Origin of the sequence: Acidovorax sp. 107, from assembly GCF_003058055.1 — a bacterium.
Lineage (GTDB): Bacteria > Pseudomonadota > Gammaproteobacteria > Burkholderiales > Burkholderiaceae_C > Acidovorax.
The window spans coordinates 4,189,301-4,213,398 of sequence record NZ_QBTZ01000001.1 but is presented as its reverse complement, the minus strand read 5'-3'; the positions used below and the strand labels follow the sequence as shown (position 1 = coordinate 4,213,398).

The following is a 24,098-nucleotide window of genomic DNA, read 5'->3' as shown; positions in this document are numbered from 1 at the left end:
TCCACGGACGAGGGCACCATGGCGACCGCAGCATCAACCAAAGATATTAAGGATTTTGTCTTCGAGTGGGAGGGCAAGGACCGCAACGGCAAGATCGTCCGGGGTGAAGTGCGTGCGGGTGGAGAAAACCAGGTACAGGCGACCCTGCGTCGCCAGGGAGTGTTTCCCACCAAAATCAAGAAGCGCCGCATGCGCTCGGGCAAGAAAATCAAGCCCAAGGATATTGCGTTGTTCACACGCCAGTTGGCAACCATGATGAAAGCCGGCGTGCCTCTGCTGCAGGCTTTCGACATTGTGGGTCGTGGCAACACGAATGCCAGCGTTACCAAATTGCTCAACGATGTTCGGGCCGATATCGAGACCGGGACATCGCTCAACGGGGCATTCAGAAAGTACCCGATGTATTTCGACAGTCTCTACTGCAACCTGGTGGAAGCAGGTGAGGCGGCCGGTATTTTGGAAGCCTTGCTGGATCGACTAGCCACCTACATGGAAAAAACCGAGGCGATCAAATCGAAGATCAAATCAGCCTTGATGTACCCCATTTCCGTAGTGATCGTGGCTTTTGTGGTGGTCACTGTCATCATGATTTTCGTGATTCCAGCGTTCAAGGAGGTTTTCACTTCATTCGGTGCCGACCTGCCAGCTCCAACTTTGCTGGTAATGGCGATCAGCGAGGTGTTCGTCAAATGGTGGTGGCTAATTTTTGGTGTCATTGGCGGTGGCTTCTACTTTTTCATGCAGGCATGGCGCCGCAGTGAAAAGGTCCAGATGTTCATGGACCGGCTCCTGTTGCGGCTTCCGGTTTTTGGCGCGTTGATTGACAAATCATGTGTCGCTCGCTGGACCCGAACGCTTTCCACGATGTTCGCTGCTGGCGTGCCTCTCGTGGAGGCGCTCGACTCGGTGGGCGGGGCCGCTGGCAATTCGGTGTACTCCCTGGCCACCGACAAGATCCAACAGGAAGTCTCTACAGGCACCAGCCTGACGGCTGCTATGGGCAACGCCAATATCTTTCCCTCCATGGTGCTCCAGATGTGCGCGATTGGCGAAGAGTCTGGCTCCATCGACCACATGCTCGGCAAGGCCGCGGACTTCTATGAGGCTGAAGTAGACGACATGGTCGCAGGCCTATCCAGCCTGATGGAACCCATCATCATCGTGTTTCTTGGCACGCTCATCGGCGGTATCGTGGTCTCGATGTACCTCCCCATCTTCAAGCTCGGTCAGGTTGTGTAATGGTGCTGGAAGCATGGTTGGATGCCGCTATCGGCGGCGTGATTGGGTTGCTTGTCGGCAGTTTTCTGAATGTGGTGATCTACCGCCTTCCCAAAATGATGGAAAGGCAGTGGGCTGCAGAGTTGGCGCAAGTCGAGGCATCCAACCAAGGCAAAGAGCCGCCCGAGGACACGCAGCTGACTTTCAATCTCATGACGCCTCGGTCCCGCTGCCCTGCTTGCGGGCACCTGGTGCGGTGGCATGAGAACATCCCGGTTTTGAGTTACCTGTTTTTGCGTGGGCGTTGTTCGTCCTGCAAAACACGCATCAGCCCCCGTTACCCGTTGGTCGAGCTGGCAACGGGTGCACTGTTTTTTTTCTGCCTCCATCGCTGGGGCTTAACCCCTGCGGGGTTGGCATGGTGCGGCTTTTCGGCAGCGCTGGTGGCCCTTGCATTCATCGACTGGGACACCACGCTTTTACCCGATGACATCACCTTGCCTCTGCTGTGGGCAGGGTTGCTGGCATCGGCCATGCAGTGGACTAACGTGCCGTTGTATGCCTCTGTCATGGGCGCCGCGGCTGGGTACCTTTCGCTCTGGTTGGTGTACTGGGGGTTCAAGCTGGCGACTGGCAAGGAAGGCATGGGGTACGGTGACTTCAAGCTGTTTGCCGCGTTAGGCGCATGGTTTGGCTGGCAAGCGCTGGTGCCCATCATTTTGATGTCTTCCGTGATTGGCGCCATCATCGGGATCGCCATGAAGATTTTCAGCAGCTTGCGCGAAGGTGGCTACATCCCGTTCGGACCCTTCCTGGTAGGTGCCGGGTTCACTGCGATGGTGTTTGGCCCCAATGCCATTCTGGGCACGGTGCTCGGGCTCCTGGGACTCTGACGTGCGCTCATGACAACTGACCGACAGCCCTTGCGCCTAGGCCTGACCGGGGGCATTGGCAGCGGCAAGAGCACGGTAGGTCAGATGCTGGCGTTCCTCGGCGCAGCCCTGATCGACGCTGACCAGATTTCCCGGGAAATGACCGGATCTGGGGGCGCGGCCGTGCCAGCCATCCAAAGTACCTTTGGTGATGCCTATGTCGATGCATCGGGTGCCCTGGACCGCGCGCGCATGCGGCAATTGGCCTTCAGCCAACCCGAGGCCCGCAGCCAGCTGGAGGCCATCGTGCACCCCCTGGTAGCCTTGCACAGCCAGCAACGGATTCAGCAGGCCTTGCAGGCTGGCGCCCGACTGATCGTGCACGACATTCCTCTGCTCGCCGAGTCCGGGCGCTGGGCTCGCCAGCTTGACGCCGTGATTGTGGTGGACTGCACAGAACAGACCCAGATCACGCGGGTTATGCAGCGCAGCGGTCTGTCCGCTGAAGCCGTACAGGGAATCATTGCCTCACAAGCCACGCGCTCAGCGCGCAGGGCGGTGGCCGATGTGGTGATTGCCAACGAAGCACACTGCACACTGGAGCAGTTGCAGGCCGAGGTACGGCAAGTGGCCACACTGTTCGGGCTATGATGCGTACGAAACCGTTTGTGCTTTCACCCCATGCCGTGCGCCACCGGCGTCAGAATACTGCCTGAGCCTCCAGGAACCCGCCAGCGTGATCCTTTACGAATACCCCTTTAACGAGCGTCTCAGAACCTACCTGCGGCTGGAGCAGCTGTTCCGCCGCTTGGGGGAATTGATCCCCCGGCCCCACGCGCTGGATCACCATTTCGCCCTGGTCACGATTTTCGAGATCATGGACGTGGCCGCCCGGGCCGATCTGAAGTCGGATGTGCTCAAGGACATCGAAAGGCACAAGCACCAGCTCGACGCATACCGGGGCAACCCCTCCATCTCTGAAGCAGCGCTCGACGCGGTCATCAGCCAGTTGGATCGCTGCTTCGTGGCACTCAACACCCAAAGCGGCAAGTCGGGCCACGCGCTCACCGAGAACGACTGGCTGATGAGCATTCGCAGCCGTATCGGTATTCCGGGTGGGACCTGTGGCTTTGATCTGCCCGCCTACTACGCGTGGCAGCACCATACTCCCGCAGTGCGTCAGCAGGCGCTGGAAGAATGGGCTTCTACTCTGGCTCCCCTTGCCGAGTCGATCTATGTATTGCTCAAGCTGCTGCGCGATTCAGGCGTTCCCCAAAAGGTGGCTGCCGAACGAGGGCAATTTCAGCAAAACCTTCCCCAAGGCCGTACCTTCCAGCTGCTGCGGCTTCGCATCGACCCGGCGCTGAACCTGATCCCGGAAATCAGTGGCAACCGTCTGATAGTCTCGGTGCGGCTCATGCGGTTGGAAGCTGATGGGCGTTTGCACGCCTGCAACGAAGACGCAGCGTTTGAACTGACCCTGTGCGCATAGGCCTTAGCAAGCCCTAGCCCTAGCCCAGAGACTGCATAGCGCCGAGGCCCGCAGAAGATCAGGCCGGCCGATTTGAGCAAGAGGTTCACCCCAGGATGCCCCACTCCCCAACCCCCTCCTCGCAGGCGCGCATCGTCACCTGCCCCAGCTGCGGCGGCGATAGCGTGTACAGCCCCGCGAATGAGTACCGCCCTTTCTGCAGTGAGCGCTGCAAGCAGATCGACCTGGGTGCATGGGCCAGCGAAAGCTTTCGCATGCCTACCGAAGCACCGCCAGACGACGCCCCCCATGGCGACCCGCGCCAGCAGCATTGACAGAGGTCACAGGCTCCATTCAGGAGCCATTTCATCCAAAACCAGCGGTAGCGCTAGTAGCACATGCCTGAGAAGCTACTAATTCAATAGCAAATCAGTCCCACACAGACGGGAATCTCACTCCACCGCAGACTGCAAACCCCGTTCCTCGGCCAGCCATTGCAGCACCGGATAGGCACCCGGCAGCACGGGAGACACCGTGATCGGCATTTGCTGCCAGGCCATGGCCTGACCTTCACGCATCTCGAACTCACCGGTCCATGCCCAGACCTTGCACCAGTGCAGGCGAACCAGCGCGTGGGGATAATCGTGTTCGGTCACTTTCCAGATGCTGGCCGGGCCGATGGTCACGCCCAGCTCCTCGATCAGTTCGCGGCGCAGGGCCTGCTCCACCGTCTCACCCGCTTCGAGCTTGCCGCCCGGAAACTCCCAGTACCCGGCGTAGGGCTTGCCCGGCGGGCGGGTGGACAACAGCATCGCGCCGTCAGCGCGCAGCAGGATGCCCACGGCCACTTCGGTGTGTTTGCGTTCGGTGCTGGCTGGCGTGCCATCAGGGGCGATATTTTCAGCCACCATGGCGCCCCGCATAGTCACGCGCAAACTGGTACGCCACGCGACCGCTGCGCGAGCCACGCTCCAGCGCCCAGACCAGCGCCTCAGGCCGCGCTTCCTCAATAGCCTGCGCAGGCACACCGAACGACGATAGCCACTGCCCCACGATGGTCAGGTACTCCTGCTGGCTGAACGGGTAGAAGCTGACCCACAGGCCAAACCGCTCCGACAGAGAGATCTTCTCCTCCACCACCTCGCCCGGGTGCACCTCGCCGTCTTCGGTATGGGTGTAGGTGAGGTTGTCGGCCATGTACTCCGGCAGCAGGTGGCGCCGGTTGCTCGTGGCGTAGATCAGCACATTGGGTGTGGCGGCCGCCACCGAGCCGTCGAGAATCGACTTGAGCGCCTTGTAGCCTGGCTCGCCGTCCTCAAAGCTCAGGTCGTCGCAGAAGACGATGAATTTCTCGGGCCGGTCAGACACCACATCCACGATGTCCGGCAGATCGGTCAGGTCGGCCTTGTCCACCTCGATCAGGCGCAGGCCTTCGGCCGCATAGGCGTTCAGGCAGGCCTTGATGAGCGACGACTTGCCGGTGCCACGCGCACCGGTCAGCAGCACATTGTTGGCGGGCTTGCCCTGCACAAACTGCTGCGTGTTGCGCTCAATCTTTTCTTTTTGCGGATCGATTTCCTTGAGGTCCTCCAGCCGCATCGCGCCCACGTGGCGCACGGGCTCCAGCGCGCCATGCCCACTGCTGCGCTTGCGGTAGCGCCAGGCAATGGAGGCGGACCAGTCGGGAGCCCCCAGCGGCTGGGGCAATACAGATTCGATACGTGCGATGAGCTGCTCGGCACGCTCGACCAAGCGTTCAAATTTTTCGTTCATTGTGGCGACATGCGCTAGTGAAATATGCCTCAACAGCTATCACAAAGATAGCAAAAACCAACTCACGAGCGATAGTCGGCGTTGATGGTCACGTACTCGTGGCTGAAGTCGCAGGTCCACACCGTGTCCGCTGCGGTACCGCGCCCGAGTAGCACCCTCACGGTGATCTCGCTCTGCTTCATCACCCGCTGGCCGTCTTCTTCGCGATAGGCAGGATTGCGCCCCCCTTGCAGCGCCACATGCACATCGTCCAGGTACAGGTCGATGCCGGTCTGGTCCAGGTCGTCAATGCCGGCGTAGCCCACGGCCGCCAGGATGCGGCCCAGGTTGGGGTCGCTGGCAAAAAAGGCCGTCTTGACCAACGGCGAATGGGCAATGGCGTAGGCCACCTTGCGGCACTCGTCGCCAGTCTTGCCGCCTTCGACCCGCACTGTGATGAACTTGGTCGCCCCCTCGCCGTCCCGCACGATCGCCTGCGCCAGCTTTTGTGACACCGAGAGCATCCCAGCCTTGAGGGCTTGGCCGTCCGCGCTGTCGAGCGAGGTCACGGGCGCATGCGCTGCCTTGTTGGTGGCAACGACCACGAAGGAGTCATTCGTCGATGTGTCGCCGTCGATGGTGACGCGGTTGAAGGAGCCGTCAGCCAGTTCACGCGCCAGTTGCTGCATGACAGTGGGCGCCACACAGGCGTCCGTGGCCAGGAAGCCGAGCATGGTGGCCATGTTGGGGCGGATCATGCCCGCGCCCTTGCTGATGCCCGTGATGGACACCGTGGCACCACCGATCTGCACCTGTGCAGAGAACGCCTTGGGCAGTGTGTCGGTGGTCATGATGCCCTCGGCGGCACGCGCCCAGTGGTCGGGCTGCGCGTCGGCGATGGCGGCGGGCAGTCCCGCTTCGATGCGGTCGTTGGGCAGAGGCTCCATGATCACGCCGGTCGAGAACGGCAGAATCTGCTCGGGCGCCACGCTCAGTTGGCGTGCGAGCGCAATGCACGTGGAGCGTGCACGCGCCAAACCGTCAGCCCCTGTGCCCGCATTGGCGTTGCCGGTGTTGATGACCATGGCGCGGATGGATTGACCGCTGCCCAGATGCTCACGGCTGATCTGCACCGGCGCTGCGCAAAAGCGGTTCTGCGTGAACACGCCCGCCACGCTGGCACCCTCGTCCAGCAGGAACACGGTAAGGTCCTTGCGGTGGGCCTTGCGGACACCAGCTTCGGCAACACCGATACGCACACCCGCGATGGGGTGCAGATCGGCAGCAACGGGGGCGACTAGATTGACGGGCATGGGGGTCTTTCTCAAAAAACTGCGGCCGATTATCCGGAAAACCGTGGCGCGCCAATGAAAACACGGGCCGAAGCCCGTGTTGTCTGGATCAGAAAATCAAGCCAGTTTGCCGTGGCACTGCTTGTACTTCTTGCCGCTGCCACAGGGGCAGGGGTCATTGCGACCCACGCGCATGCCTTCAGGCAAAGCTTGCTGGGCCACGGTCTGTGCATCCACCGTGGTCTCCACCTCGCCGGTTTCGGTGGGTGCGGTGTAGGTCACGTTGGCAATGCTTTCGGCGCGCTGCTCCATGTCCTGCGCAGCCTGGTCGAGTTGCGCCTGCGACTGCACCTGCACGGTCATGAGAATCTTGGTGACCTCGTTCTTGACCTGGTCGATGAGCTGACGGAATAGCTCGAAGGCTTCGCGCTTGTACTCCTGCTTGGGCTGCTTTTGCGCATAGCCGCGCAGGTGGATGCCCTGGCGCAGATAGTCAAGTGCGCTCAGGTGATCGCGCCAGTTGGAGTCAAAGTTCTGCAGCAGCACCACGCGCTCAAACTGCGTGAAGTTGTCGCGGCCGACCTGCTCGACCTTGGCGTCGAAGGCGGCATGCGCAGCCTGCAGGACCTTGTCCAGGATTTCGTCGTCGGTGATCGCATTGGCGCCTTGTACTTCCTGCTGCAGCGCAATCGATACCTGCCATTCTTCTGCAAGCGCCTTCTCCAGCACGGCCAGATCCCACTGCTCCTCCACCGATTCGGCAGGCACATACTGGCGCACCAGATCGGTCATGCAGTCTTCGCGCATAGCAGCGATCACGTCCGACAGGTCCGAAGCATCCAGGATGTCGTTGCGTTGCTGGTAGATCACCTTGCGCTGGTCATTGGCCACATCGTCGTACTCCAGCAACTGCTTGCGGATGTCGAAGTTGCGGGCCTCGACCTTGCGCTGGGCAGACTCGATGCTGCGGGTCACGATGCCCGCTTCGATGGCTTCGCCATCGGGCATCTTCAGGCGGTCCATGATCGCCTTGACGCGGTCGCCCGCGAAGATGCGCATCAGCGAGTCATCCAGGCTCAGATAGAAACGCGAGGAACCAGGGTCGCCCTGGCGGCCCGAACGGCCACGCAGCTGGTTGTCGATGCGGCGCGACTCATGGCGCTCGGTGGCGATGATGCGCAGGCCGCCCAGCGCCTTGACCTTCTCGTGGTCCACCTTCCACTGTTCGCGCAGCGCGGCCACCTTGGCGGTGCGCTCGGACTCGGACAGGGATTCGTCCGCCTCGATGGCCGCCACGTCCTTCTCGATGTTGCCGCCCAGTACGATGTCGGTACCACGGCCGGCCATGTTGGTGGCGATGGTGATCATGCCCTCGCGACCCGCCTGGGCCACGATATCGGCCTCGCGGGCGTGCTGCTTGGCATTGAGCACCTGGTGCGGCAGGCCTTCCTTGTTCAGCAACTGGTCGATGATTTCGGAGTTCTCGATCGACGTGGTCCCCACCAATACGGGCTGGCCGCGCTCGTGGCATTCGCGAATGTCCTTGATAGCGGCTTCGTACTTCTCGCGCGTGGTCTTGTACACGCGGTCCAGCTGGTCGTCGCGCTTGCTCGGGCGGTTGGGTGGAATGACCGTGGTTTCCAGGCCATAGATTTCCTGGAACTCATAGGCCTCGGTGTCGGCCGTACCGGTCATGCCAGCCAGCTTGTTGTACAGGCGGAAGTAGTTCTGGAAGGTGATGGAGGCCAGCGTCTGGTTCTCGGCCTGGATGTTCACACCTTCCTTGGCTTCCACGGCCTGGTGCAGGCCTTCGCTCCAGCGGCGACCCGACATCAGGCGGCCGGTGAATTCGTCCACGATGACGATCTCGCCGTTTTGCACCACATAGTGCTGGTCGCGGTGGTACAGATGATTGGCCCGCAGCGCCGCATACAGGTGGTGCATCAGCGTGATGTTGGCCGGGTCGTACACCGAAGCGCCTTCGGCGATCAGGCCATGCGACGCCAGAATGCGTTCAGCAGTTTCATGGCCCTGTTCGGTCAGGAACACCTGGTGGGTTTTTTCGTCCAGCGTGAAGTCACCGGGCTTGGTCACGCCCTCACCCGTGCGGGGATCTGCCTCGCCCTCCTGGCGCACCAGCAGGGGCACCACCTTGTTCATGGCGATGTACATCGCCGTATGGTCTTCGGCCTGGCCGCTGATGATGAGCGGCGTACGGGCTTCGTCGATCAAGATGGAGTCCACCTCGTCCACGATGGCGAAGTTCAGGCCCTGCTGCACGCGGTCCTGCGCTTCATAGACCATGTTGTCGCGCAGGTAGTCAAAACCGTATTCATTGTTGGTGCCGTAGGTGATGTCGGCCCGGTACGCCGCCTGCTTTTCTTCGCGCGGCATATTGGGCAGGTTGATACCCACCGTGAGGCCCAGGAAGTTGTACAGGCGCCCCATCCACTGCGCATCCCGGTTGGCGAGGTAATCGTTCACCGTCACCACGTGCACGCCCTTGCTCGACAGAGCGTTGAGGTACACCGGCAGCGTGGCCGTCAGGGTCTTGCCCTCGCCGGTGCGCATTTCGGCGATCTTGCCAAAGTGCAACGCCATGCCACCCAGCAGCTGCACATCAAAGTGCCGCATCTTCATGATGCGTTTGGAGCCCTCGCGCACCACGGCAAAGGCTTCGGGCAGGATGTTGTCCAGCGTCTCGCCCTTGGCCACGCGGTCCTTGAACTCCTGCGTCTTGGCCCGGAGCTGCTCGTCCGACAGCTTCTCGTACTCGGGCTCCATCGCATTGATGCGGGTCACCGTCTTGCGGTACTGCTTGAGAAGCCGGTCATTGCGGCTGCCGAATATTTTGGTGAGGAAGTTGGTGGCCATGCGAACAGGACCGCCTGTCCCGCTGCAATCAGCGCGCCAAGCGACCGAAATCCCTAAGATGAATTGAGTTCAGGTGGGTGCTGCGACCGCGATTGCAAGCATTGCAACCCAGGCACAGAACGCCGGACCCGCGATTTTACCTGCCTGGTGCCGGCGCGGACCGCTGTCCTGCCAATGCGGAGGGCTGAACGGCTGCCACCTGCGGGCCGGTGGCCGTGGCTCCCGCGTTCAGGAACTTCTGCGGGTCCTGAAAAACGCCCTGCACCAATACCTCAAAGTGCAGATGCGGCCCCGTTGAACGCCCTGTTGTGCCAATCTCCGCAATCTTTTGTCCGCGGCGCACGATGTCGCCCTGCTTGACCAGGACGCGCGAAGCATGGGCATAGCGCGTCACCAGCTGATTGCCGTGATCTACCTCGATCATGTTGCCGTAGGCGGGGTGGTATTCCTGGGTCACAACCACGCCCCCGGCGGCTGCCAGGATCGAAGTGCCCGTATCGGCCTGGAAATCCAGCCCCGTGTGCAACGCCGACTGCCCCGTGATGGGATCGACCCGCCAGCCAAAGCCCGAACCCGCGACACGCCCCGTGACGGGTGCATGGGTAGGGATCATCTTCTTGCGGATGTGCTGATCGAACAGACGGGACTCCAGCACCGTCATCAGATCCACACGTTGGTTGGTCAGGCGCTCCAGCTCATCCAGCGTGGTTTGCAGCTCCTCCATGGACAGGTTGCGTGCACTCACCAAAGCACCACCGCGTGCATCCGGCTTCTGGATGTCGGCGGGTGCCATGCCCGCAAGACCCAGCACACGGTCTCCCAGCGACTCCAGCTGCACCATGCGCGCCTGCATTTCGCCCACACGCCGGGCCATGGCGTCGAGGTTGGCACGCATGAAACGGTCGCGCTCCGCAAACTCGTCCTTGACCACCAGGCGCACCAGCGAGCCCACGACGGGCCACCCTTCACGCGCCCCTTTCAGAAACACCCAGTGGTACAGCCCCGCCGCAACCACCATCAGGCACAGTGACACAGCAAGGCCCACCAGAACCAGGCGCGTGCCAGACAAATGAATGGCCCGACTGCGCGCCAGTCTGGCGTCCGTGATAATCAAATGCACTGCCCATACTCCACGCCCGAAGGCGCCACACCATGAACCGCCGCCACTACGCCGTCACCCTGCAGCAAGCCAGTGAGGAATCCCCCACGCTGGCGAAGCTCACAGCGCTGACACGCGACTCCAGTGATCGGCTCAAGGCCATTGAATTGCTGATTCCCGCCGCATTGCGTCCAGCAGTCCAGGCAGGCCCCATTGACGGGGATAGCTGGTGCCTGCTGGTCAAGAGCAACGCCGCAGCGGCAAAAATACGCCAACTGCTGCCTGCTTTGCAGGCGCATCTGCGCAGTCGGGGGTGGGAGGTTAACGCGATTCGCCTGAAAGTTCAAACCTGACGGCCAGCGTCAGTGCCAGGGAATGCAGAACAAAAGAAGAAACATGGTGCCGGTTGTCGGAATCGAACTGACGACCTACCGCTTACAAGGCGGGTGCTCTACCAACTGAGCTAAACCGGCGAAGGCAGTATTTTATCCCGTAAAAACTGCCTGAAATTTGAAACTGCAGCTATTTGATGCGCTTGAGCGAGGGGCGTGCACCGCCTTGGGCGGGCGGCGGCCGGGGCGCATCGCCGCCATCGTCCTTGTGGCCATCTTCCACGCCCACCAGCTGCACGACGCGGTCTTCGGCAGGGGCAGCGACAGCCTCTTCGTTTTGCAAGGGGGTCGGTGCCGCATTTGAAGGCAGCGCGCCGGGAGCACCATCCGCAGACGACAACAGATCCACCGGAGGCGGGAACGCCATGCCCTGGCCATTCTCACGGGCATAGATGGCGATCACACGGCCTACGGGCACCAGGATTTCACGGGGCTTGCCACCAAACCGGGCCTTGAATTCAATGAACTCGTTGCCCAGTTGGAGCGCGCTCGTTGCGTCAAAACTGATGTTCAGGACAATCTCGCCGTCCTTCACATACTCGCGGGGCACCTGCACGGACTCGTCCACACGCACCGCCACATAAGGCGTCAGCCCGTTGTCGGTGCACCATTCGTACAGGGCACGAATGAGATAGGGGCGCGTGGAGGTCGATTCCTGTGCGGTCATGAGGCGGTGTTACGGCTGCGGTGGAGGAAATGAAGTCTGCAGGCCGCTGCTTACTTGCGCATGACCTTTTCGGACGGAGTCAGTGCTTCGATATAGGCCGGGCGCGAGAAAATGCGCTCCGCGTACTTCAGCAGCGGGGCCGCATTCTTGGAGAGGTCAATGCCGTAGTAATCCAGGCGCCACAGCAGCGGCGCGATGGCCACGTCCAGCATCGAGAAGTTGTCGCCCAGCATGTACTTGTTCTTGAGGAACACGGGGGCCAGCTGGGTCAGGCGGTCGCGAATGTGCGCGCGCGCCTTCTCCAGTGCCTTCTCGTTGCCCTTGGTCGCACGCGACTCAAGCGTGTTCACATGCACGAACAGCTCCTTCTCGAAGTTGAGCAGGAACAGGCGCACGCGGGCGCGATCCACCGGGTCACCGGGCATCAGCTGCGGATGGGGGAAGCGCTCGTCGATGTACTCGTTGATGATGTTCGACTCGTACAGAATCAGGTCGCGCTCAACCAGAATCGGCACCTGGCCGTACGGATTCATCACGCTGATGTCTTCGGGCTTGTTGTACAGGTCCACATCGCGGATTTCAAAGTCCATGCCTTTTTCAAACAGGACAAAACGGCAGCGGTGGGAGAAGGGACAGGTCGTACCCGAGTAAAGCACCATCATGGTGGGAGGCTCCTAAAAATCAAAAGAGTGGGACGCCAAAAGCGCCCACTCTGCAATAAATCCAATGGCACCCCGAAGGGTGCGGGAAATGGATCTGGCGTTTACTTCACGTCCTTCCAGAACGCAGCGTTCAGGCGCCAGGCAATCACTGTGAACACGCCCAGGAAAATCAACACCCAGACGCCCACGCGCCAGCGGGTATTTTGTGCGGGCTCACCCATCCACTGCAGATAGTTCACCAGATCACCAATGTTCTGGTCGAACTGCAGAGGTGTCATCGTGCCGGGCGTGATCTGCTCCCAGCCCTTGAACACCTGGGTCTTGTGGCCGTGGCTCTCGTGCTCTTCAAACACCGGGCGGCGATCGCCCTGAAGCTGCCAGAGCACATGGGGCATGCCCACGCTGGGGAAAACCAGGTTGTTCCAGCCCGTGGCCTTGGTGTCGTCACGGTAGAACGTGCGCAGGAACGTGTACAGGTAGTCAGCCCCGGTGCCACCGTGCCCTGCGCGCGAACGCGCGATCACGGTAAGGTCGGGGGGGTTGGCACCAAACCACTCCTTGGCCTGCTTGGGATCAATGGAAGCCTTCATGGTTTCACCCACCTTGTCGGTGGTGAACAGCAGGTTGTCCTTGATCTGCTGCTCGGTCAGGCCGATGTCGCGCAGGCGGTTGAACCGCATGTAAGCCGCCGAGTGGCAGCTCAGGCAGTAGTTGACGAACACCTTGGCACCGTTTTGCAACGAGGCCAGGTCATTGGTCTTGTTGGGCGCCTTGTCCCAGGCGATGGTGTCGGCTCCCGCCGCATGGGCAGCCCCTGCGGCCAGGCCCACAGCGGCGATCAACGTGAGAATGATTTTTTTCATTGTGGTTATCTCCAGGCTCAGTGCGCCACAAAGGTCACGCGATCGGGCACTGGCTTGGTTTGACCAATGCGGCTCCACCAGGGCATCAGCAGGAAGAAGCCAAAGTAGAACAAGGTGCCCACTTGCGACACACGCTCGCCGATGGGCGACGGGGGCTGCACACCCAGATAGCCCAGGATCAGGAAGTTGATCACAAAGATGCCGTACAGGTACTTGTGCCAGTCAGGGCGATAGCGGATCGACTTGACCGGGCTGAAATCCAGCCATGGCAGGAAGAACAGAATGATCACCGCGCCACCCATCACCACGACACCCCAGAACTTGGCATCGATCGACAGCATCAGCAGCACGACCACCACGGCCGCACCAGCGATACCGGCCTTGATGAAGCTGGGCAGCTTTGCCTTGATCACGCCAACAGCTGCACCACCCAGCACGCAGGCGATCAGGGCGTACATCATTTCGCTGGTGATGGCACGCAGCATCGAATAGAACGGCGTGAAGTACCAGACCGGAGCAATGTGCGCAGGGGTCTTGAGCGGATCCGCAGGGATGAAGTTGTTGTATTCGAGGAAGTAGCCACCGAACTCGGGCGCGAAGAACACGACGGCCGTGAACGCCATCAGGAACATGCTCAGCGCGAAGATGTCATGCACCGTGTAGTAGGGGTGGAAGGGCACGCCATCGAGCGGCTTGCCGTTGGCATCCTTGGGCGCCTTGGGGCCCTTGATTTCCACGCCGTCGGGGTTGTTGGAGCCCACATCGTGCAGCGCCAGCAAGTGCGCCACCACCAGGCCCAGCAGCACCAGGGGCACGGCAATCACGTGGAAGCTGAAGAAGCGGTTCAGGGTAGCATCGCCCACCACATAGTCGCCGCGGATCAGCAATGCAAGATCAGGACCGACGAAGGGAATGGCGGCAAACAGGTTCACGATCACCTGGGCGCCCCAGTACGACATCTGGCCCCAGGGCAGCAGATAGCCCATGAAAGCCTCGGCCATCAGGCACAGGAAAATCGCACAGCCGAAGATCCAGACCAGCTCGCGGGGCTTGCGATAGCTGCCGTAGATCAGGCCACGGAACATGTGCAGGTACACCACCACGAAGAACGCCGATGCGCCCGTGGAGTGCATGTAGCGGATCAGCCAGCCCCAGGGCACGTCCCGCATGATGTACTCGACCGATGCGAACGCCAGGCTGGCATCGGGCTTGTAGTGCATGACCAGAAAGATCCCGGTCACGATCTGGATCACCAGCACGACCAGCGCGAGCGAGCCGAAGATGTACCAGAAGTTGAAATTCTTCGGAGCGTAGTACTCCGACATGTGCACCTTGTAGGCGTCAAAGGCCGTCGGGAACCGGTTCTCGAACCAGTTGGTGACCTTGGCGCCAGCAGAGGCGTTCGGCGAGATTTCTTTGAATTCGTGGGCCATGTCGTTCTCCGTCAAGCCTTCTTGTCTTCACCGATCACGAGGCGTGTGTCGGACAGGTACATGTGCGGAGGCACTTCGAGGTTGTCCGGAGCCGGCTTGTTCTTGAAGACACGGCCCGCCATGTCGAACGTAGAGCCGTGGCAGGGGCAGAGGAAACCGCCCTTCCAGTCGTCAGGCAGCGAAGGCTGTGCGCCGGGCTGGAACTTGTCCGACGGCGAGCAGCCCAGGTGCGAGCAGATGCCCACGCCCACGAAAATTTCCGGCTTGATCGAACGCGCCTCGTTGCGGGCGTATTCGGGCGTGAGTTCAGAGGGCTTGCGCTCCGACTTGGGGTCGGCAAGCTGGCCGTCGAGCTTGGGCAACTCTGCCAGCTGCTCGGGGGTGCGCTTGATGATCCAGACGGGCTTGCCGCGCCACTCCACAGTGACCTTTTCTCCAGGTTTGAGGGCGGAGATATCCACCTCAACGGCAGCACCAGCGGCTTTGGCACGCTCTGAGGGCTGGAAAGTACTCACGAAAGGAACGGCGGTTGCCACGCCGCCCACCGCACCAGCACATGCTGACGTGATGATCCACGTCCGCTTGCTGGAGTCGATTGGAGTGTCACTCATGGGGATCCTCGATGAACATCGCTAGATTGGGGTCAACCGCGAATTGTAGCGGAGTGAAAATGGTTATTTCCAAGTGGTTTGCTGGCTTGACAGGGGCGCGAACCGGGCAATACTCCCGCATCACCGTTTTACAAGGAGCACCAGCATGGGGATGATGCAAGAGTTCAGGGAGTTCGCGGTCAAGGGCAATGTGATTGACCTGGCGGTGGGCGTCATCATTGGCGGGGCATTTGGCAAGATCGTCGACTCGGTGGTGGCGGACCTGATCATGCCGGTGGTGGGGCTGGTCTTTGGCAAGCTCGATTTTTCTAACCTGTTCATCGTGCTGGGCAACGTACCCCCAGGCACCGGCACCACACTCGATGCCCTCAAAAAGGCCGGCGTACCGGTGTTTGCCTATGGCAACTTCCTGACCGTGGCAGTCAACTTCGTGATCCTTGCGTTCATCATCTTCATGATGATCAAGCAGATCAACCGCCTCAAGCGCGAGGCGCCTGTCGCGCCCGCTGCGCCGGTGGCACCGCCCGAGGACATCGTGCTGCTGCGCGAGATTCGCGATAGCCTGAAGAAGTAAAAAGCCCCTGGGCCGCGGCATTTCTGGCCGCAAGAATGAGAAACGCCACCGCTGCGCTGGTACAGCCAGCCGCCGGTGGCGTCGGCTTTTGGGCAGCCCTGCCTGCAGGATTGCGCCCTGGGTATGGCTCGTATTTTTCAGCGCTTCATTTGATGTCGATCAGCGCTTGGCCTCAAGGCTTCAGCCGCTGACCTCACCCACACCGGTCAACCACACAGCGCACGCGCCATCCGCACGGCCTCGACGAGGCTGGAGGCGTCTGCAACGCCCTGCCCTGCAATATCAAACGCCGTGCCGTGATCCGGGCTGGTGCGCACCAGCGGCAGGCCCAGCGTCACGTTCACACCCTTTTCCACCCCCAGATACTTCACCGGGATTAGGCCCTGGTCGTGGTACATCGCGATGACCACGTCGAACTCGCCCGCGCGCTGCGGGGTGCTACGTGCACGCATGAACACCGTGTCCGGCGCGAAGGGGCCGTGCACATCCAGCCCCTGCGCACGCGCGGCTGCAATAGCCGGGACGATCACCTCCAGCTCCTCGCGGCCAAACAGTCCGCCCTCGCCCGCATGGGGATTGAGCCCCGCCACACCGATGCGCGGCACGCGGCCCAGGCTGCGCTGCAAGGCGGCGTGGGTGATTTGCAGCGTCTGCAGCACATTGTCTTGCGTGACGGCAGCGATCGCGTCGCGCAACGACACGTGGATGCTGACGAGCACGGTGCGCAGTTCGTCGTTGGCCAGCATCATGCGCACCGGCATGCGGGCCAGCGGCACGCCCTGGTGCGCAGCGGCCTCCGCCTGCAACAGCTCCGTGTGCCCCGGGAAGTCCACCCCAGCCGCCGACAGCGCCTCCTTGTGCAACGGGGCAGTGACCAACGCCGCGACTTCTCCACGCAGCGCTGCACGCGCTGCCCAGACCACGCTGTCGGCAGCCGCACGGCCCGCAGCCGCGCTGATCAAACCCCAAGGCTGAGGGCCCGGAATGCCGGGCAAGGGAAGCACGGGCACGCAGCGAGGCGGCACATCTACCACCTCGCACGGTGCGCTGATCTGCGCCACGGGCAAGCTGGGCACGCCGGGGCGCGTGATGACGCCTGCTGCGCGCCGCAAGGTGGCCACGTCACCAACGACAAAACACTGGCGCAGTGCATCGGGCGCATCGCGAAAGGCCTTGGCCACGATCTCGGGGCCGATGCCGGCGGGGTCTCCCTGGGTAATGGCGATGGGTTGCATGGGTTTGGAACGGAAAGTGCTTATAGCGCTAGTCTTTCATGCGCTACCAGCTATTAATAAGTGAGCAAAACGCACCACACAACCGCACGGTGCGGTGCCTTGTTGTGCAGTGTCTTGCCATGGACTACGCGGGGTTGTCGATCTCGATGAACTCGTGGCTGAGTCCGCACTGGTCCGCCACATGGGCCGCCACGGCGGGGGCCCCATAGCGCTCGGTGGCATGGTGCCCAGCGGCAATGAAGCTCACACCCGTCTCGCGCGCCAGGTGGGCTTGCGGCTCGGAGATTTCACCGGTAATGAAGACATCTGCCCCCGCAGCAATGGCCGATTCGAAATACCCCTGCGCCCCCCCCGTGCACCACGCCACGCGGCGCACGGGGCACTGCACAGAGGCACCACCACCCGCCCCACCCGGCGACACCAGGGTCACGGGGCGGCCCAGCGCCTTGGCGACGTGGTCCGCCACCGCCTGGGCATTCTCAAACGCCGCAGGCGCCGCAAAGCCAAGGTCCTGCTCGCCAAACCGCGCATCGGCCGCCCAGCCCAGGACCCGGCCCAGCTGCGCGTTGTTGCCCAGCTCGGCATGGGCATCGAGCGGCAGATGGTAGGCAAACAGGTTGATGTCGTGCGCCAGCAGCAGCTGCAGCCGCTGCTTCATCCAACCCGTGACACGGCCATCCTGCCCGCGCCAGAACAGGCCGTGGTGCACAAAAATGGCGTCGGCCTGCGCGGCAATGGCGGCCTCGATCAGCGCTCGGCTGGCCGTGACGCCGCTCACCACACGCTGGATCTCGGCCTTGCCCTCGACCTGCAGGCCGTTGGGGCCGTAGTCCTTGAAGCGCTCGGGTTGCAGCAGGCTGTCAAACGCCTGCAAAAGTTGACTGCGGGGAATGCTCATGCCTCTATTGTGGCGCGCCGTCATCACCCCCACATTGGGAGACAATGCCACGACGGAGCGAACGCCCGGGCCGCCACGGCGAACCGGCAGACCGCGCCTCCCTCGTCCCACCCCGTTCCACCACCGGTAAGCACATTACATGAAGCGACTCTGGCTGCTGTTTTCCCAGTCCGTGACGGTCCTCGTTGCGGCCTACTTTGTTGTTGCCACGCTCCAGCCCGACTGGCTGGGCCGGGGCACCACACGCTCAGGGGCAGGCATTGCACTGCTGGAGGCACCCGCCGCGCCGTCATCCCAGCCGGTGGCAGGCAGCTTCAGCGCCGCAGCCCGCAAGGCGGCACCTGCCGTGGTCAGCATCAACACCAGCAAGGAAGTGCGCCACCCGCGCAGCAACGACCCCTGGTTCCAGTTCTTCTTTGGCGACCAGGGCAGCCAGGCGCAAGCCGGTCTGGGCAGCGGCGTGATCGTGAGCCCCGACGGCTACATCCTGACCAACAACCACGTGGTCGAAGGCGCTGACGAGATCGAAGTCACCCTCACCGACAGCCGCCGCGCCCGCGCGCGCGTGATCGGCACCGACCCCGACACCGACCTGGCCATCCTCAAGATCGAACTGGACAAGCTGCCCGTCATCGTGCTGGGCAACTCCGACGGACTGGACGTGGGCGACCAGGTGCTGGCCATTGGCAACCCCTTCGGCGTGGGCCAGACGGTGACCAGCGGCATCGTGAGCGCACTGGGCCGCAGCCAGCTGGGCATCAATACGTTTGAAAACTTCATCCAGACCGACGCGGCCATCAACCCCGGCAACTCGGGTGGCGCGCTGGTGGACGTGAACGGCAACCTGATGGGCATCAACACCGCGATCTACTCGCGCTCGGGCGGCAGCATGGGCATCGGGTTTGCCATCCCTGTGTCCACGGCCCGCATGGTGCTCGACTGCATTGTCAAGGACGGCCAGGTCACGCGCGGCTGGATCGGCGTGGAGCCCAACGAACTCTCGCCCGAACTGGCGGAGACCTTTGGCGTGAAAAAGGCCACCGAGGGCGTGATCATCACCGGCGTGTTGCAGGACGGCCCCGCCGCCCAGGCCGGCATGCGCCCCGGCGACGTGATCGTGCAGGTGGATGGCAAGGCCGTGGGCAACGTGTCGCAGCTGCTGACCGCCGTGGCGGCGCTCAAGCCGGGCCAGGCCGCGGCATTTGATGTGCAGCGGGCCGACAAGCGGGTGGAGCTGAGCATCAACCCGGGCGTGCGCCCCCGGCCACAGCGCAATGTGAGGCGCTGACGCCTGAACAGGCCCGGATCATTCTTAACAACGCCGGGCACGAGCGGTCAACGCAGCGGAGTGTGGAGCCAGGTCGGCGGCCTCGATGGCCCTGGCGCAAGGTCAGGCGAGGGTGAAGCACAGGCCAGCAGGAAGGGGTCGGATGAAGCGTGTCACGCCAACGCATGCGCAGCCAACCCCACGCAAAACTACGAAAATGATAGCTGTCAGCGCATATTGCACCAGCGCTTGCGGCTGTTTTTATTGAATATTCGCTGTGACAGCCTGGGCGGAGCCCCAAAGACGCGATCTGCGCATCCCCCCGTCGCAGCCCCGCCCGCCTGCGAGGTCAGAGGGTCGGTCAGGACGCGGAAGCGGATTCGCCAGGCTCTTCAGGCGCCTGGGTGTGTTTGATGAAGATCTGTGCGGCCCAGATGCCCACCTCGTACAGCAGGCACATGGGCACGGCCAGCGACAGCTGCGACACCACATCGGGCGGTGTCACGACGGCAGCCACCACAAAGGCCAGCACGATGAAGTAGCCGCGAAACTCGCGCAGCTTTTGCACGCTCACGATGCCCATGCGCGCCAGCACCACCACGGCAATCGGCACCTCAAAAGCCATGCCGAACGCCAGGAACATGGACAGCACAAAACTCAGATAGGCCTCGATGTCAGGTGCTGCCGTGATGCTCTTGGGGGCGAAGCTCTGGATGAACGCAAACACCTGGCCAAACACCAGGTAGTAGCAAAACGCCACGCCGATGAAGAACAGCAGCGTGCTGGAGACCACCAGCGGCAGCACCAGCTTCTTCTCGTGCGAATACAGGCCAGGCGCCACAAAAGCCCAGATCTGCCACAGCACGAAAGGCAGCGCCAGCAGAAACGCCGACATCAGCAGGATCTTGAGCGGCACCATGAAGGGCGAGATCACCGACGTGGCGATCAGCGTGGCCCCCTTGGGCAGGTGGGCCACCAGGGGGGCGGCCAGAAAGTCGTACAACGCGCCGGGACCCGGGAAGAAGAACAGGATCGCCGCCGCGATGGCGATGGCGATCATGGCCTTGACCAGGCGGTCGCGCAGCTCCATGAGGTGCTGTACGAACGGCTGCTCGGTGCCGGCCAGTTCGTCTTCTTTGGAGGGGGTTTCGGACATGGTGGGTTTTCGTGGGCGTCAGGGCCGCCCATGCTGCGCAGGGGGCGCCGCAGGCTGTGTCAGTGGAATTTTTGGGGGCGGTAACGTGCCACACGGGCAGCGCCAGACTGTGCCTTGGTGCGCACACCGCTTCGGGCCTTGTACCACTGGGGCATGGCGCCACGCTTGAGGCGCCAGTTCTTGCCCGGGTGCTTGTAGGCGGGGACCACTGCGGTCTGTTCAGCCAGTGCGGCACTGGCCGTGTCGGTGGCTTCGGCCCAGTCTTTCTCGAACTCGCTGGCGCTGGTCTGGATGGAGTTTTGCACGTCGCGCGCAGCGTTCTCCACCGTGTCCTTCATCTTCTTGAGCTCGTCGAGCTCCATGGACCGGTTGACCTCCGCCTTCACGTCGGACACATAGCGCTGGGCCTTGCCCAGCAAGGTGCCGACGGTGCGGGCCACACGGGGCAGCTTTTCGGGGCCGATGACGATCAACGCCACGGCGCCGATGAGCGCCATTTTGGACAGGCCAATATCAATCATGGATCAAGCGCCCATGCGAGACAGGCTGCGGCTGCGGGTTGGCAACACGCGCTCAGCTCTTTTGCTTGGCTTCGACATCGATGGTGGTCTTGTCGGCGGCCTGGCTGTTGGCCACCTGGCCAGCGGGTGGCGTAGCAGCAGCGGGGGCGTCCGAAGCGCCGTCCTTCATGCCGTCCTTAAAGCCCTTGACGGCGCCACCGAGGTCAGAGCCCATGTTCTTGAGCTTCTTGGTGCCAAACACCATCACAACGATCAGCAGCACGATCAACCAGTGCCAGATGGAAAAAGAGCCCATGAAATATCTCCTAACGAATTGCAATCATTTTAGACGGGGGGCGTGACAGGAGTTCATTGCCGATGCATGCCGGCGCTTCACTCTCTGGCACGGTCGTCAGCCTGGTTCAGCCTTTGAGCCACGGACGGGGGCCGCCCATGACGTGGACATGCAGGTGGTGGATTTCCTGCCCACCTTCAAGCCCCGTGTTTACCACGACGCGAAAGCCACCATCCGGGTACGGGTTGCAGCCCTGCTCCAGCGCCAGCTTCGGCGCCAGCGCCATCATGCGCCCCAGCATGCCAGCGTGCTCCGGGGTGACCTGTGCCATGGAAGGGATATGCAGCTTGGGCACCATCAAAAAGTGCACCGGCGCCCACGGGTGGATGTCGTGGAAGGCGAAGATTTCTTCGTCCTCATAGACCTTCTTGGAAGGAATCTGGCCCGCGATGATTTTGCAGAAAAGGCAGTTCGGATCGTGCATGGAAGGGATCGGAGCAAAGGAAATCAGGGGTACAGGCGCGGATCAACCCAGAGGGCGCCTCGCGCGCGAGCGAGGGATGTCCTGCATAACCCTCGCGAGGCGGTGGTAGTGCGGATCGGGATGGGCCGCAAGGCGTCTTTTTGCAGCCAATAGCCCGGCTATTGGCAAGAAAAGCAACGCAGCGGACCGCCCGAGACCGCGCTATCACAGACCGCAGGGAGTTATGCAGGACATCCCTAGGCATTGTCAGCGATCTTGATGCTGGGGCGCACGCCCACGTCCTTGCGGTGCGCATGAAGCCAGTCCTGCCCCGCTGTGCGGCCCAGCGCAAACAGCTTGCGCACAAAGGCCAGGTCCGCGCGCAGCTTGCTGTCGGCCCCAAAGGGCGCCAGCACCGAGCCGCCATCGATGCGGTGCATGCGCACGCTTTTGTAACGGCGGGCGTCGAGCTTGCCCTCGGCGAGCAGGCGGCGCACAAACTCGATGGCGCGCAGCTCGGCCAGCAGGCTGGCGTTGAAGGTGACTTCGTTCATGCGCTCCATGATCTCGGAGGCGCTGCTGGGCACGTCCAGGTGCTCCACGGGGTTGATCTGCACGAGCAGGATGTCCGAGGTATCGGTCTGGTAGATCAACGGATGCAGCGCGGGGTTGCCGGAATAGCCGCCGTCCCAGTACGCCTCGCCTTCGATCTCGACCGCCTTGAACAGCATGGGCAGGCAGGCCGATGCCATCACGGCATCGGCACTGAGCCGGGGCCCAAAGAAAATCTCGCCCCGGCCGGTGCGCACATTGGTCGCACACACAAACACCTTGGGGCCGACCACGCCGGTGCGGGCGGAGCACAGCAGGCTGAAATCCACCTCGCGCTCCAGCAGCTTGCGCAAGGGGTTGATGCCCAGCGGATTGGTCTGGTAGGGCGAGAACCACTGCGACATCATGCCCACCAGCGGGTTGGCAGCGGACAGGGGCGTTCCCCAGGTCAGACTGCCCAGCGCGCCCACCCCTTCCCACAGGCGGGTGAGCGACTCGCGGGCCGAGGCGCAGCCCGCCAGGTGGGCGTCTTCGGGGTCCTTGTGCTGCTGCGCGGCCTGCGCAAACCCGTGCGCCAGGGCCACCGCGTTCATGGCGCCTGCGCTGGTGCCACTGACACCGTCAAGCTGCCATTGACCGTCCTCCAGCAGCGCATCCAGCACGCCCCAGGTGAGCGCGCCGTGCGAGCCGCCGCCCTGTAGCGCCAGGTTCAGACGCGGGCGGGGACGACCTGCTTCAGGCATCCACGGCCTGGCTCTTGTTCATGGCGACCATGCCACGCACGATGCGGTACAGGAACCAGATGGAGATCAGGCCCCAGGCGATCCAGCCGGGCAGGAAGAACAGCAGCCACAGCGGCGCGGTGACGATGTAGAGCACGCCCGCCCAGATCACGGTGCGGATGCGCCACGAGAAATGGTTGGCCTGCCAGGTGCCTTCGGCATCGCCTTTTTTCACCAGGTCGATCACCAGCGCCACGATCAGTAGCGCAGCGCCGGGCTGTGCGCCCGGGATGACCGCCCCGAGCGCCACGATCAGGTGCAGCACATAGCTGACCCAGCCAATGGCCTTGAGGTCCTCGGCCTTCTGGTCGTTGGTCTGCACATCAATGATGTCGCTCACGGCGTGCCTTCTTCGGCAGCGCGCTCCGCCACCTTGCGCAGGGCCTTTTCCTCGATGCCGCTGGTGCCTTCGCGGCGCTCCAGCTCGGCCACCACATCGGCGGGCGTGAGACCGTAATGGGCCAAAGCCACCATGGTGTGGAACCACAGGTCGGCCACTTCGTAGACGATCTTGGACTTGTCGGCGCCGTGGTCCACGTCCTTGGCAGCCATGACCACCTCGGTGGCCTCTTCCCCGATTTTCTTCAGGAAGGCATCGGGCCCCTTGTGCAGCAGGCGCGACACGTAGCTGGTGGCCGGGTCGCCGCCGTTGGCGGGCTTGCGGCTCTCGATGACGGCGGCCAAGCGCGCCAGGGAATCGTGGGAACTCATGGTCTTGTCGTCCATTGCCATTACTTGTAGATGGATTCGGGGTCTTTCAAGACCGGATCGACCGCATGCCAGGCACCGTCTTTGAACACGCTGAAAAAGCAGCTGTGGCGGCCGGTGTGGCAGGCAATGCCGGGCTCGTGGCCTTTCTGGGTGACCTTGAGCAGCACCACATCGTTGTCGCAGTCCAGGCGGATCTCGTGCACCGTCTGCACGTGGCCGGACTCTTCGCCCTTGAACCACAGCTTCTTGCGCGAGCGGCTGAAGTACACGGCACGGCCCAGTTCAGCGGTTTTCGCCAGGGCCTCGCGGTTCATCCACGCAAACATCAGCACGTCGCCCGTGCCCTGCTCTTGCGCAATCACGGGCACCAGGCCCTGCGCATCCCATTTCACTTCGTTGAGCCAGTTCATGAGAGCCATTGTCGGTGATCCGGGTGGCGCGCCCGTGCCCGCCAGGGCG

At 62.4% G+C, this 24,098-nt stretch carries 28 protein-coding genes and 1 tRNA gene; 8 read left to right on the top strand and 21 right to left on the bottom strand.

Going from position 1 to position 24,098, the window contains the following annotated elements; genetic code table 11:
• The first annotated feature begins 18 nt into the window (after window positions 1–18).
• The 5 genes from C8C99_RS19635 (at window position 19) to C8C99_RS19615 (ending at window position 3,896) form a co-directional block, all read left to right on the top strand.
• A complete protein-coding gene (locus C8C99_RS19635) occupies window positions 19–1,239 on the top strand; it encodes a type II secretion system F family protein (protein ID WP_056641116.1) in 1,221 nt (406 codons plus the stop codon).
• The gene (locus tag C8C99_RS19630) at window positions 1,239–2,111 is read left to right on the top strand and encodes an A24 family peptidase (RefSeq protein ID WP_056641113.1); all 873 of its coding nucleotides are present in this window, start codon (window positions 1,239–1,241) and stop codon (window positions 2,109–2,111) included. Before C8C99_RS19635 ends, C8C99_RS19630 begins: the two co-directional genes overlap by 1 nt.
• A gap of 9 nt (window positions 2,112–2,120) precedes the next feature.
• Window positions 2,121–2,741 carry a dephospho-CoA kinase gene (gene coaE, locus C8C99_RS19625; RefSeq protein WP_056641110.1) on the top strand — a complete coding sequence of 207 codons (621 nt, stop codon included), beginning with the start codon at window positions 2,121–2,123 and terminating at the stop codon, window positions 2,739–2,741.
• Window positions 2,742–2,826: 85 nt separating this feature from the next.
• A complete protein-coding gene (gene zapD, locus C8C99_RS19620) occupies window positions 2,827–3,582 on the top strand; it encodes a cell division protein ZapD (RefSeq protein WP_056641109.1) in 756 nt (251 codons plus the stop codon).
• Between the two features lie 95 nt (window positions 3,583–3,677).
• Window positions 3,678–3,896, top strand: coding sequence for a DNA gyrase inhibitor YacG (locus C8C99_RS19615; protein WP_056641105.1), 219 nt, complete (start codon window positions 3,678–3,680; stop codon window positions 3,894–3,896).
• A gap of 117 nt (window positions 3,897–4,013) precedes the next feature.
• Here C8C99_RS19615 and C8C99_RS19610 read toward each other — a convergent pair whose 3' ends face one another.
• The 5 genes from C8C99_RS19610 to C8C99_RS19590 all read right to left on the bottom strand — a co-directional run bounded on the left by C8C99_RS19610 (window position 4,014) and on the right by C8C99_RS19590 (window position 10,599).
• A complete protein-coding gene (locus tag C8C99_RS19610; protein ID WP_199226535.1) occupies window positions 4,014–4,484 on the bottom strand; it encodes an NUDIX domain-containing protein in 471 nt (156 codons plus the stop codon).
• A complete protein-coding gene (locus tag C8C99_RS19605) occupies window positions 4,462–5,334 on the bottom strand; it encodes an ATP-binding protein (RefSeq protein ID WP_108626630.1) in 873 nt (290 codons plus the stop codon). The genes C8C99_RS19610 and C8C99_RS19605 overlap by 23 nt, the downstream gene beginning before the upstream one ends.
• A 62-nt stretch (window positions 5,335–5,396) precedes the next feature.
• The gene (gene argJ / locus C8C99_RS19600) at window positions 5,397–6,626 is read right to left on the bottom strand and encodes a bifunctional glutamate N-acetyltransferase/amino-acid acetyltransferase ArgJ (RefSeq protein ID WP_108626629.1); all 1,230 of its coding nucleotides are present in this window, start codon (window positions 6,624–6,626) and stop codon (window positions 5,397–5,399) included.
• A 96-nt stretch (window positions 6,627–6,722) separates the two neighbouring features.
• Complete coding sequence (secA, locus tag C8C99_RS19595; RefSeq protein ID WP_108626628.1) at window positions 6,723–9,479, bottom strand: preprotein translocase subunit SecA; 2,757 nt, start codon at window positions 9,477–9,479, stop codon at window positions 6,723–6,725.
• Window positions 9,480–9,615: 136 nt separating this feature from the next.
• Window positions 9,616–10,599, bottom strand: coding sequence for a M23 family metallopeptidase (locus C8C99_RS19590; protein WP_108626627.1), 984 nt, complete (start codon window positions 10,597–10,599; stop codon window positions 9,616–9,618).
• A 32-nt stretch (window positions 10,600–10,631) separates the two neighbouring features.
• Between C8C99_RS19590 and C8C99_RS19585 the strand changes: the two genes are divergently transcribed.
• Window positions 10,632–10,931: a hypothetical protein gene (locus tag C8C99_RS19585; protein ID WP_056060290.1), complete on the top strand. Its 300-nt coding sequence runs from the start codon at window positions 10,632–10,634 to the stop codon at window positions 10,929–10,931.
• 44 nt (window positions 10,932–10,975) lie between these two features.
• Here the strand turns inward: C8C99_RS19585 and C8C99_RS19580 are convergent.
• From C8C99_RS19580 to petA, 6 genes are all read right to left on the bottom strand, one after another.
• A tRNA-Thr gene (locus C8C99_RS19580) sits at window positions 10,976–11,051 on the bottom strand.
• Between the two features lie 49 nt (window positions 11,052–11,100).
• Window positions 11,101–11,637: a ClpXP protease specificity-enhancing factor gene (locus tag C8C99_RS19575; RefSeq protein ID WP_108626626.1), complete on the bottom strand. Its 537-nt coding sequence runs from the start codon at window positions 11,635–11,637 to the stop codon at window positions 11,101–11,103.
• A 50-nt stretch (window positions 11,638–11,687) separates the two neighbouring features.
• Entirely contained in the window at window positions 11,688–12,299 is a 612-nt protein-coding gene (locus tag C8C99_RS19570; RefSeq protein WP_005794209.1) for a glutathione S-transferase N-terminal domain-containing protein, read from the bottom strand.
• A gap of 101 nt (window positions 12,300–12,400) precedes the next feature.
• Complete coding sequence (locus C8C99_RS19565) at window positions 12,401–13,162, bottom strand: cytochrome c1 (RefSeq protein ID WP_056641086.1); 762 nt, start codon at window positions 13,160–13,162, stop codon at window positions 12,401–12,403.
• A 17-nt stretch (window positions 13,163–13,179) separates the two neighbouring features.
• A complete protein-coding gene (locus C8C99_RS19560; protein ID WP_056641083.1) occupies window positions 13,180–14,595 on the bottom strand; it encodes a cytochrome bc complex cytochrome b subunit in 1,416 nt (471 codons plus the stop codon).
• Between the two features lie 11 nt (window positions 14,596–14,606).
• Window positions 14,607–15,206, bottom strand: coding sequence for a ubiquinol-cytochrome c reductase iron-sulfur subunit (petA, locus tag C8C99_RS19555; protein WP_056641080.1), 600 nt, complete (start codon window positions 15,204–15,206; stop codon window positions 14,607–14,609).
• A 145-nt stretch (window positions 15,207–15,351) separates the two neighbouring features.
• Here petA and mscL point away from each other — a divergent pair, with 145 nt between their 5' ends.
• Complete coding sequence (gene mscL, locus C8C99_RS19550; RefSeq protein ID WP_108626625.1) at window positions 15,352–15,780, top strand: large conductance mechanosensitive channel protein MscL; 429 nt, start codon at window positions 15,352–15,354, stop codon at window positions 15,778–15,780.
• A 206-nt stretch (window positions 15,781–15,986) separates the two neighbouring features.
• On the opposite strand, the gene pdxA is transcribed toward mscL, so the two are convergent.
• A complete protein-coding gene (gene pdxA, locus C8C99_RS19545) occupies window positions 15,987–17,015 on the bottom strand; it encodes a 4-hydroxythreonine-4-phosphate dehydrogenase PdxA (RefSeq protein ID WP_108626624.1) in 1,029 nt (342 codons plus the stop codon).
• A gap of 124 nt (window positions 17,016–17,139) precedes the next feature.
• Window positions 17,140–17,913, bottom strand: a complete 774-nt coding sequence (locus tag C8C99_RS19540; protein ID WP_108626623.1) for a Nif3-like dinuclear metal center hexameric protein — start codon at window positions 17,911–17,913, stop codon at window positions 17,140–17,142.
• Between the two features lie 139 nt (window positions 17,914–18,052).
• Here C8C99_RS19540 and C8C99_RS19535 point away from each other — a divergent pair, with 139 nt between their 5' ends.
• Window positions 18,053–19,201: a S1C family serine protease gene (locus tag C8C99_RS19535; protein ID WP_108626622.1), complete on the top strand. Its 1,149-nt coding sequence runs from the start codon at window positions 18,053–18,055 to the stop codon at window positions 19,199–19,201.
• 340 nt (window positions 19,202–19,541) lie between these two features.
• Here C8C99_RS19535 and tatC read toward each other — a convergent pair whose 3' ends face one another.
• The 8 genes from tatC to hisI form a co-directional block, all read right to left on the bottom strand.
• Window positions 19,542–20,336 carry a twin-arginine translocase subunit TatC gene (gene tatC / locus C8C99_RS19530; RefSeq protein ID WP_108626621.1) on the bottom strand — a complete coding sequence of 265 codons (795 nt, stop codon included), beginning with the start codon at window positions 20,334–20,336 and terminating at the stop codon, window positions 19,542–19,544.
• A gap of 59 nt (window positions 20,337–20,395) precedes the next feature.
• Window positions 20,396–20,857, bottom strand: coding sequence for a Sec-independent protein translocase protein TatB (tatB, locus tag C8C99_RS19525; protein WP_108626620.1), 462 nt, complete (start codon window positions 20,855–20,857; stop codon window positions 20,396–20,398).
• Window positions 20,858–20,909: 52 nt separating this feature from the next.
• On the bottom strand, window positions 20,910–21,152 hold the full coding sequence (gene tatA / locus C8C99_RS19520; protein WP_015012694.1) for a Sec-independent protein translocase subunit TatA: 243 nt from the start codon (window positions 21,150–21,152) through the stop codon (window positions 20,910–20,912).
• Between the two features lie 106 nt (window positions 21,153–21,258).
• Window positions 21,259–21,615: a histidine triad nucleotide-binding protein gene (locus tag C8C99_RS19515; RefSeq protein WP_108626619.1), complete on the bottom strand. Its 357-nt coding sequence runs from the start codon at window positions 21,613–21,615 to the stop codon at window positions 21,259–21,261.
• Window positions 21,616–21,851: 236 nt separating this feature from the next.
• Window positions 21,852–22,889, bottom strand: coding sequence for a patatin-like phospholipase family protein (locus C8C99_RS19510; protein WP_056641050.1), 1,038 nt, complete (start codon window positions 22,887–22,889; stop codon window positions 21,852–21,854).
• Window positions 22,882–23,268 (bottom strand): hypothetical protein, encoded by a 387-nt coding sequence (locus C8C99_RS19505; RefSeq protein WP_056060250.1) that lies wholly within the window; start codon window positions 23,266–23,268, stop codon window positions 22,882–22,884. Before C8C99_RS19505 ends, C8C99_RS19510 begins: the two co-directional genes overlap by 8 nt.
• The gene (locus C8C99_RS19500; RefSeq protein WP_043566048.1) at window positions 23,265–23,639 is read right to left on the bottom strand and encodes a phosphoribosyl-ATP diphosphatase; all 375 of its coding nucleotides are present in this window, start codon (window positions 23,637–23,639) and stop codon (window positions 23,265–23,267) included. The genes C8C99_RS19505 and C8C99_RS19500 overlap by 4 nt, the downstream gene beginning before the upstream one ends.
• Before the next feature lie 20 nt (window positions 23,640–23,659).
• A complete protein-coding gene (hisI, locus tag C8C99_RS19495; RefSeq protein WP_199226458.1) occupies window positions 23,660–24,058 on the bottom strand; it encodes a phosphoribosyl-AMP cyclohydrolase in 399 nt (132 codons plus the stop codon).
• Window positions 24,059–24,098 lie beyond the last annotated feature (40 nt).

Excerpts from the sequence above, each read along its gene's own strand:
- C8C99_RS19635 (WP_056641116.1), top strand. The coding sequence starts at position 19 with ATGGCGACCGCAGCATCAACCAAAGATATTAAGGATTTTGTCTTCGAG.
- C8C99_RS19630 (WP_056641113.1), top strand. The coding sequence starts at position 1,239 with ATGGTGCTGGAAGCATGGTTGGATGCCGCTATCGGCGGCGTGATTGGG.
- coaE (WP_056641110.1), top strand. The coding sequence starts at position 2,121 with ATGACAACTGACCGACAGCCCTTGCGCCTAGGCCTGACCGGGGGCATT.
- C8C99_RS19615 (WP_056641105.1), top strand. The coding sequence starts at position 3,678 with ATGCCCCACTCCCCAACCCCCTCCTCGCAGGCGCGCATCGTCACCTGC.
- C8C99_RS19610 (WP_199226535.1), bottom strand. The coding sequence starts at position 4,484 with ATGCGGGGCGCCATGGTGGCTGAAAATATCGCCCCTGATGGCACGCCA.
- C8C99_RS19605 (WP_108626630.1), bottom strand. The coding sequence starts at position 5,334 with ATGAACGAAAAATTTGAACGCTTGGTCGAGCGTGCCGAGCAGCTCATC.
- argJ (WP_108626629.1), bottom strand. The coding sequence starts at position 6,626 with ATGCCCGTCAATCTAGTCGCCCCCGTTGCTGCCGATCTGCACCCCATC.
- secA (WP_108626628.1), bottom strand. The coding sequence starts at position 9,479 with ATGGCCACCAACTTCCTCACCAAAATATTCGGCAGCCGCAATGACCGG.
- C8C99_RS19585 (WP_056060290.1), top strand. The coding sequence starts at position 10,632 with ATGAACCGCCGCCACTACGCCGTCACCCTGCAGCAAGCCAGTGAGGAA.
- C8C99_RS19575 (WP_108626626.1), bottom strand. The coding sequence starts at position 11,637 with ATGACCGCACAGGAATCGACCTCCACGCGCCCCTATCTCATTCGTGCC.
- C8C99_RS19570 (WP_005794209.1), bottom strand. The coding sequence starts at position 12,299 with ATGATGGTGCTTTACTCGGGTACGACCTGTCCCTTCTCCCACCGCTGC.
- C8C99_RS19565 (WP_056641086.1), bottom strand. The coding sequence starts at position 13,162 with ATGAAAAAAATCATTCTCACGTTGATCGCCGCTGTGGGCCTGGCCGCA.
- C8C99_RS19560 (WP_056641083.1), bottom strand. The coding sequence starts at position 14,595 with ATGGCCCACGAATTCAAAGAAATCTCGCCGAACGCCTCTGCTGGCGCC.
- petA (WP_056641080.1), bottom strand. The coding sequence starts at position 15,206 with ATGAGTGACACTCCAATCGACTCCAGCAAGCGGACGTGGATCATCACG.
- mscL (WP_108626625.1), top strand. The coding sequence starts at position 15,352 with ATGGGGATGATGCAAGAGTTCAGGGAGTTCGCGGTCAAGGGCAATGTG.
- pdxA (WP_108626624.1), bottom strand. The coding sequence starts at position 17,015 with ATGCAACCCATCGCCATTACCCAGGGAGACCCCGCCGGCATCGGCCCC.
- C8C99_RS19540 (WP_108626623.1), bottom strand. The coding sequence starts at position 17,913 with ATGAGCATTCCCCGCAGTCAACTTTTGCAGGCGTTTGACAGCCTGCTG.
- C8C99_RS19535 (WP_108626622.1), top strand. The coding sequence starts at position 18,053 with ATGAAGCGACTCTGGCTGCTGTTTTCCCAGTCCGTGACGGTCCTCGTT.
- tatC (WP_108626621.1), bottom strand. The coding sequence starts at position 20,336 with ATGTCCGAAACCCCCTCCAAAGAAGACGAACTGGCCGGCACCGAGCAG.
- tatB (WP_108626620.1), bottom strand. The coding sequence starts at position 20,857 with ATGATTGATATTGGCCTGTCCAAAATGGCGCTCATCGGCGCCGTGGCG.
- tatA (WP_015012694.1), bottom strand. The coding sequence starts at position 21,152 with ATGGGCTCTTTTTCCATCTGGCACTGGTTGATCGTGCTGCTGATCGTT.
- C8C99_RS19515 (WP_108626619.1), bottom strand. The coding sequence starts at position 21,615 with ATGCACGATCCGAACTGCCTTTTCTGCAAAATCATCGCGGGCCAGATT.
- C8C99_RS19510 (WP_056641050.1), bottom strand. The coding sequence starts at position 22,889 with ATGCCTGAAGCAGGTCGTCCCCGCCCGCGTCTGAACCTGGCGCTACAG.
- C8C99_RS19500 (WP_043566048.1), bottom strand. The coding sequence starts at position 23,639 with ATGAGTTCCCACGATTCCCTGGCGCGCTTGGCCGCCGTCATCGAGAGC.
- hisI (WP_199226458.1), bottom strand. The coding sequence starts at position 24,058 with ATGGCTCTCATGAACTGGCTCAACGAAGTGAAATGGGATGCGCAGGGC.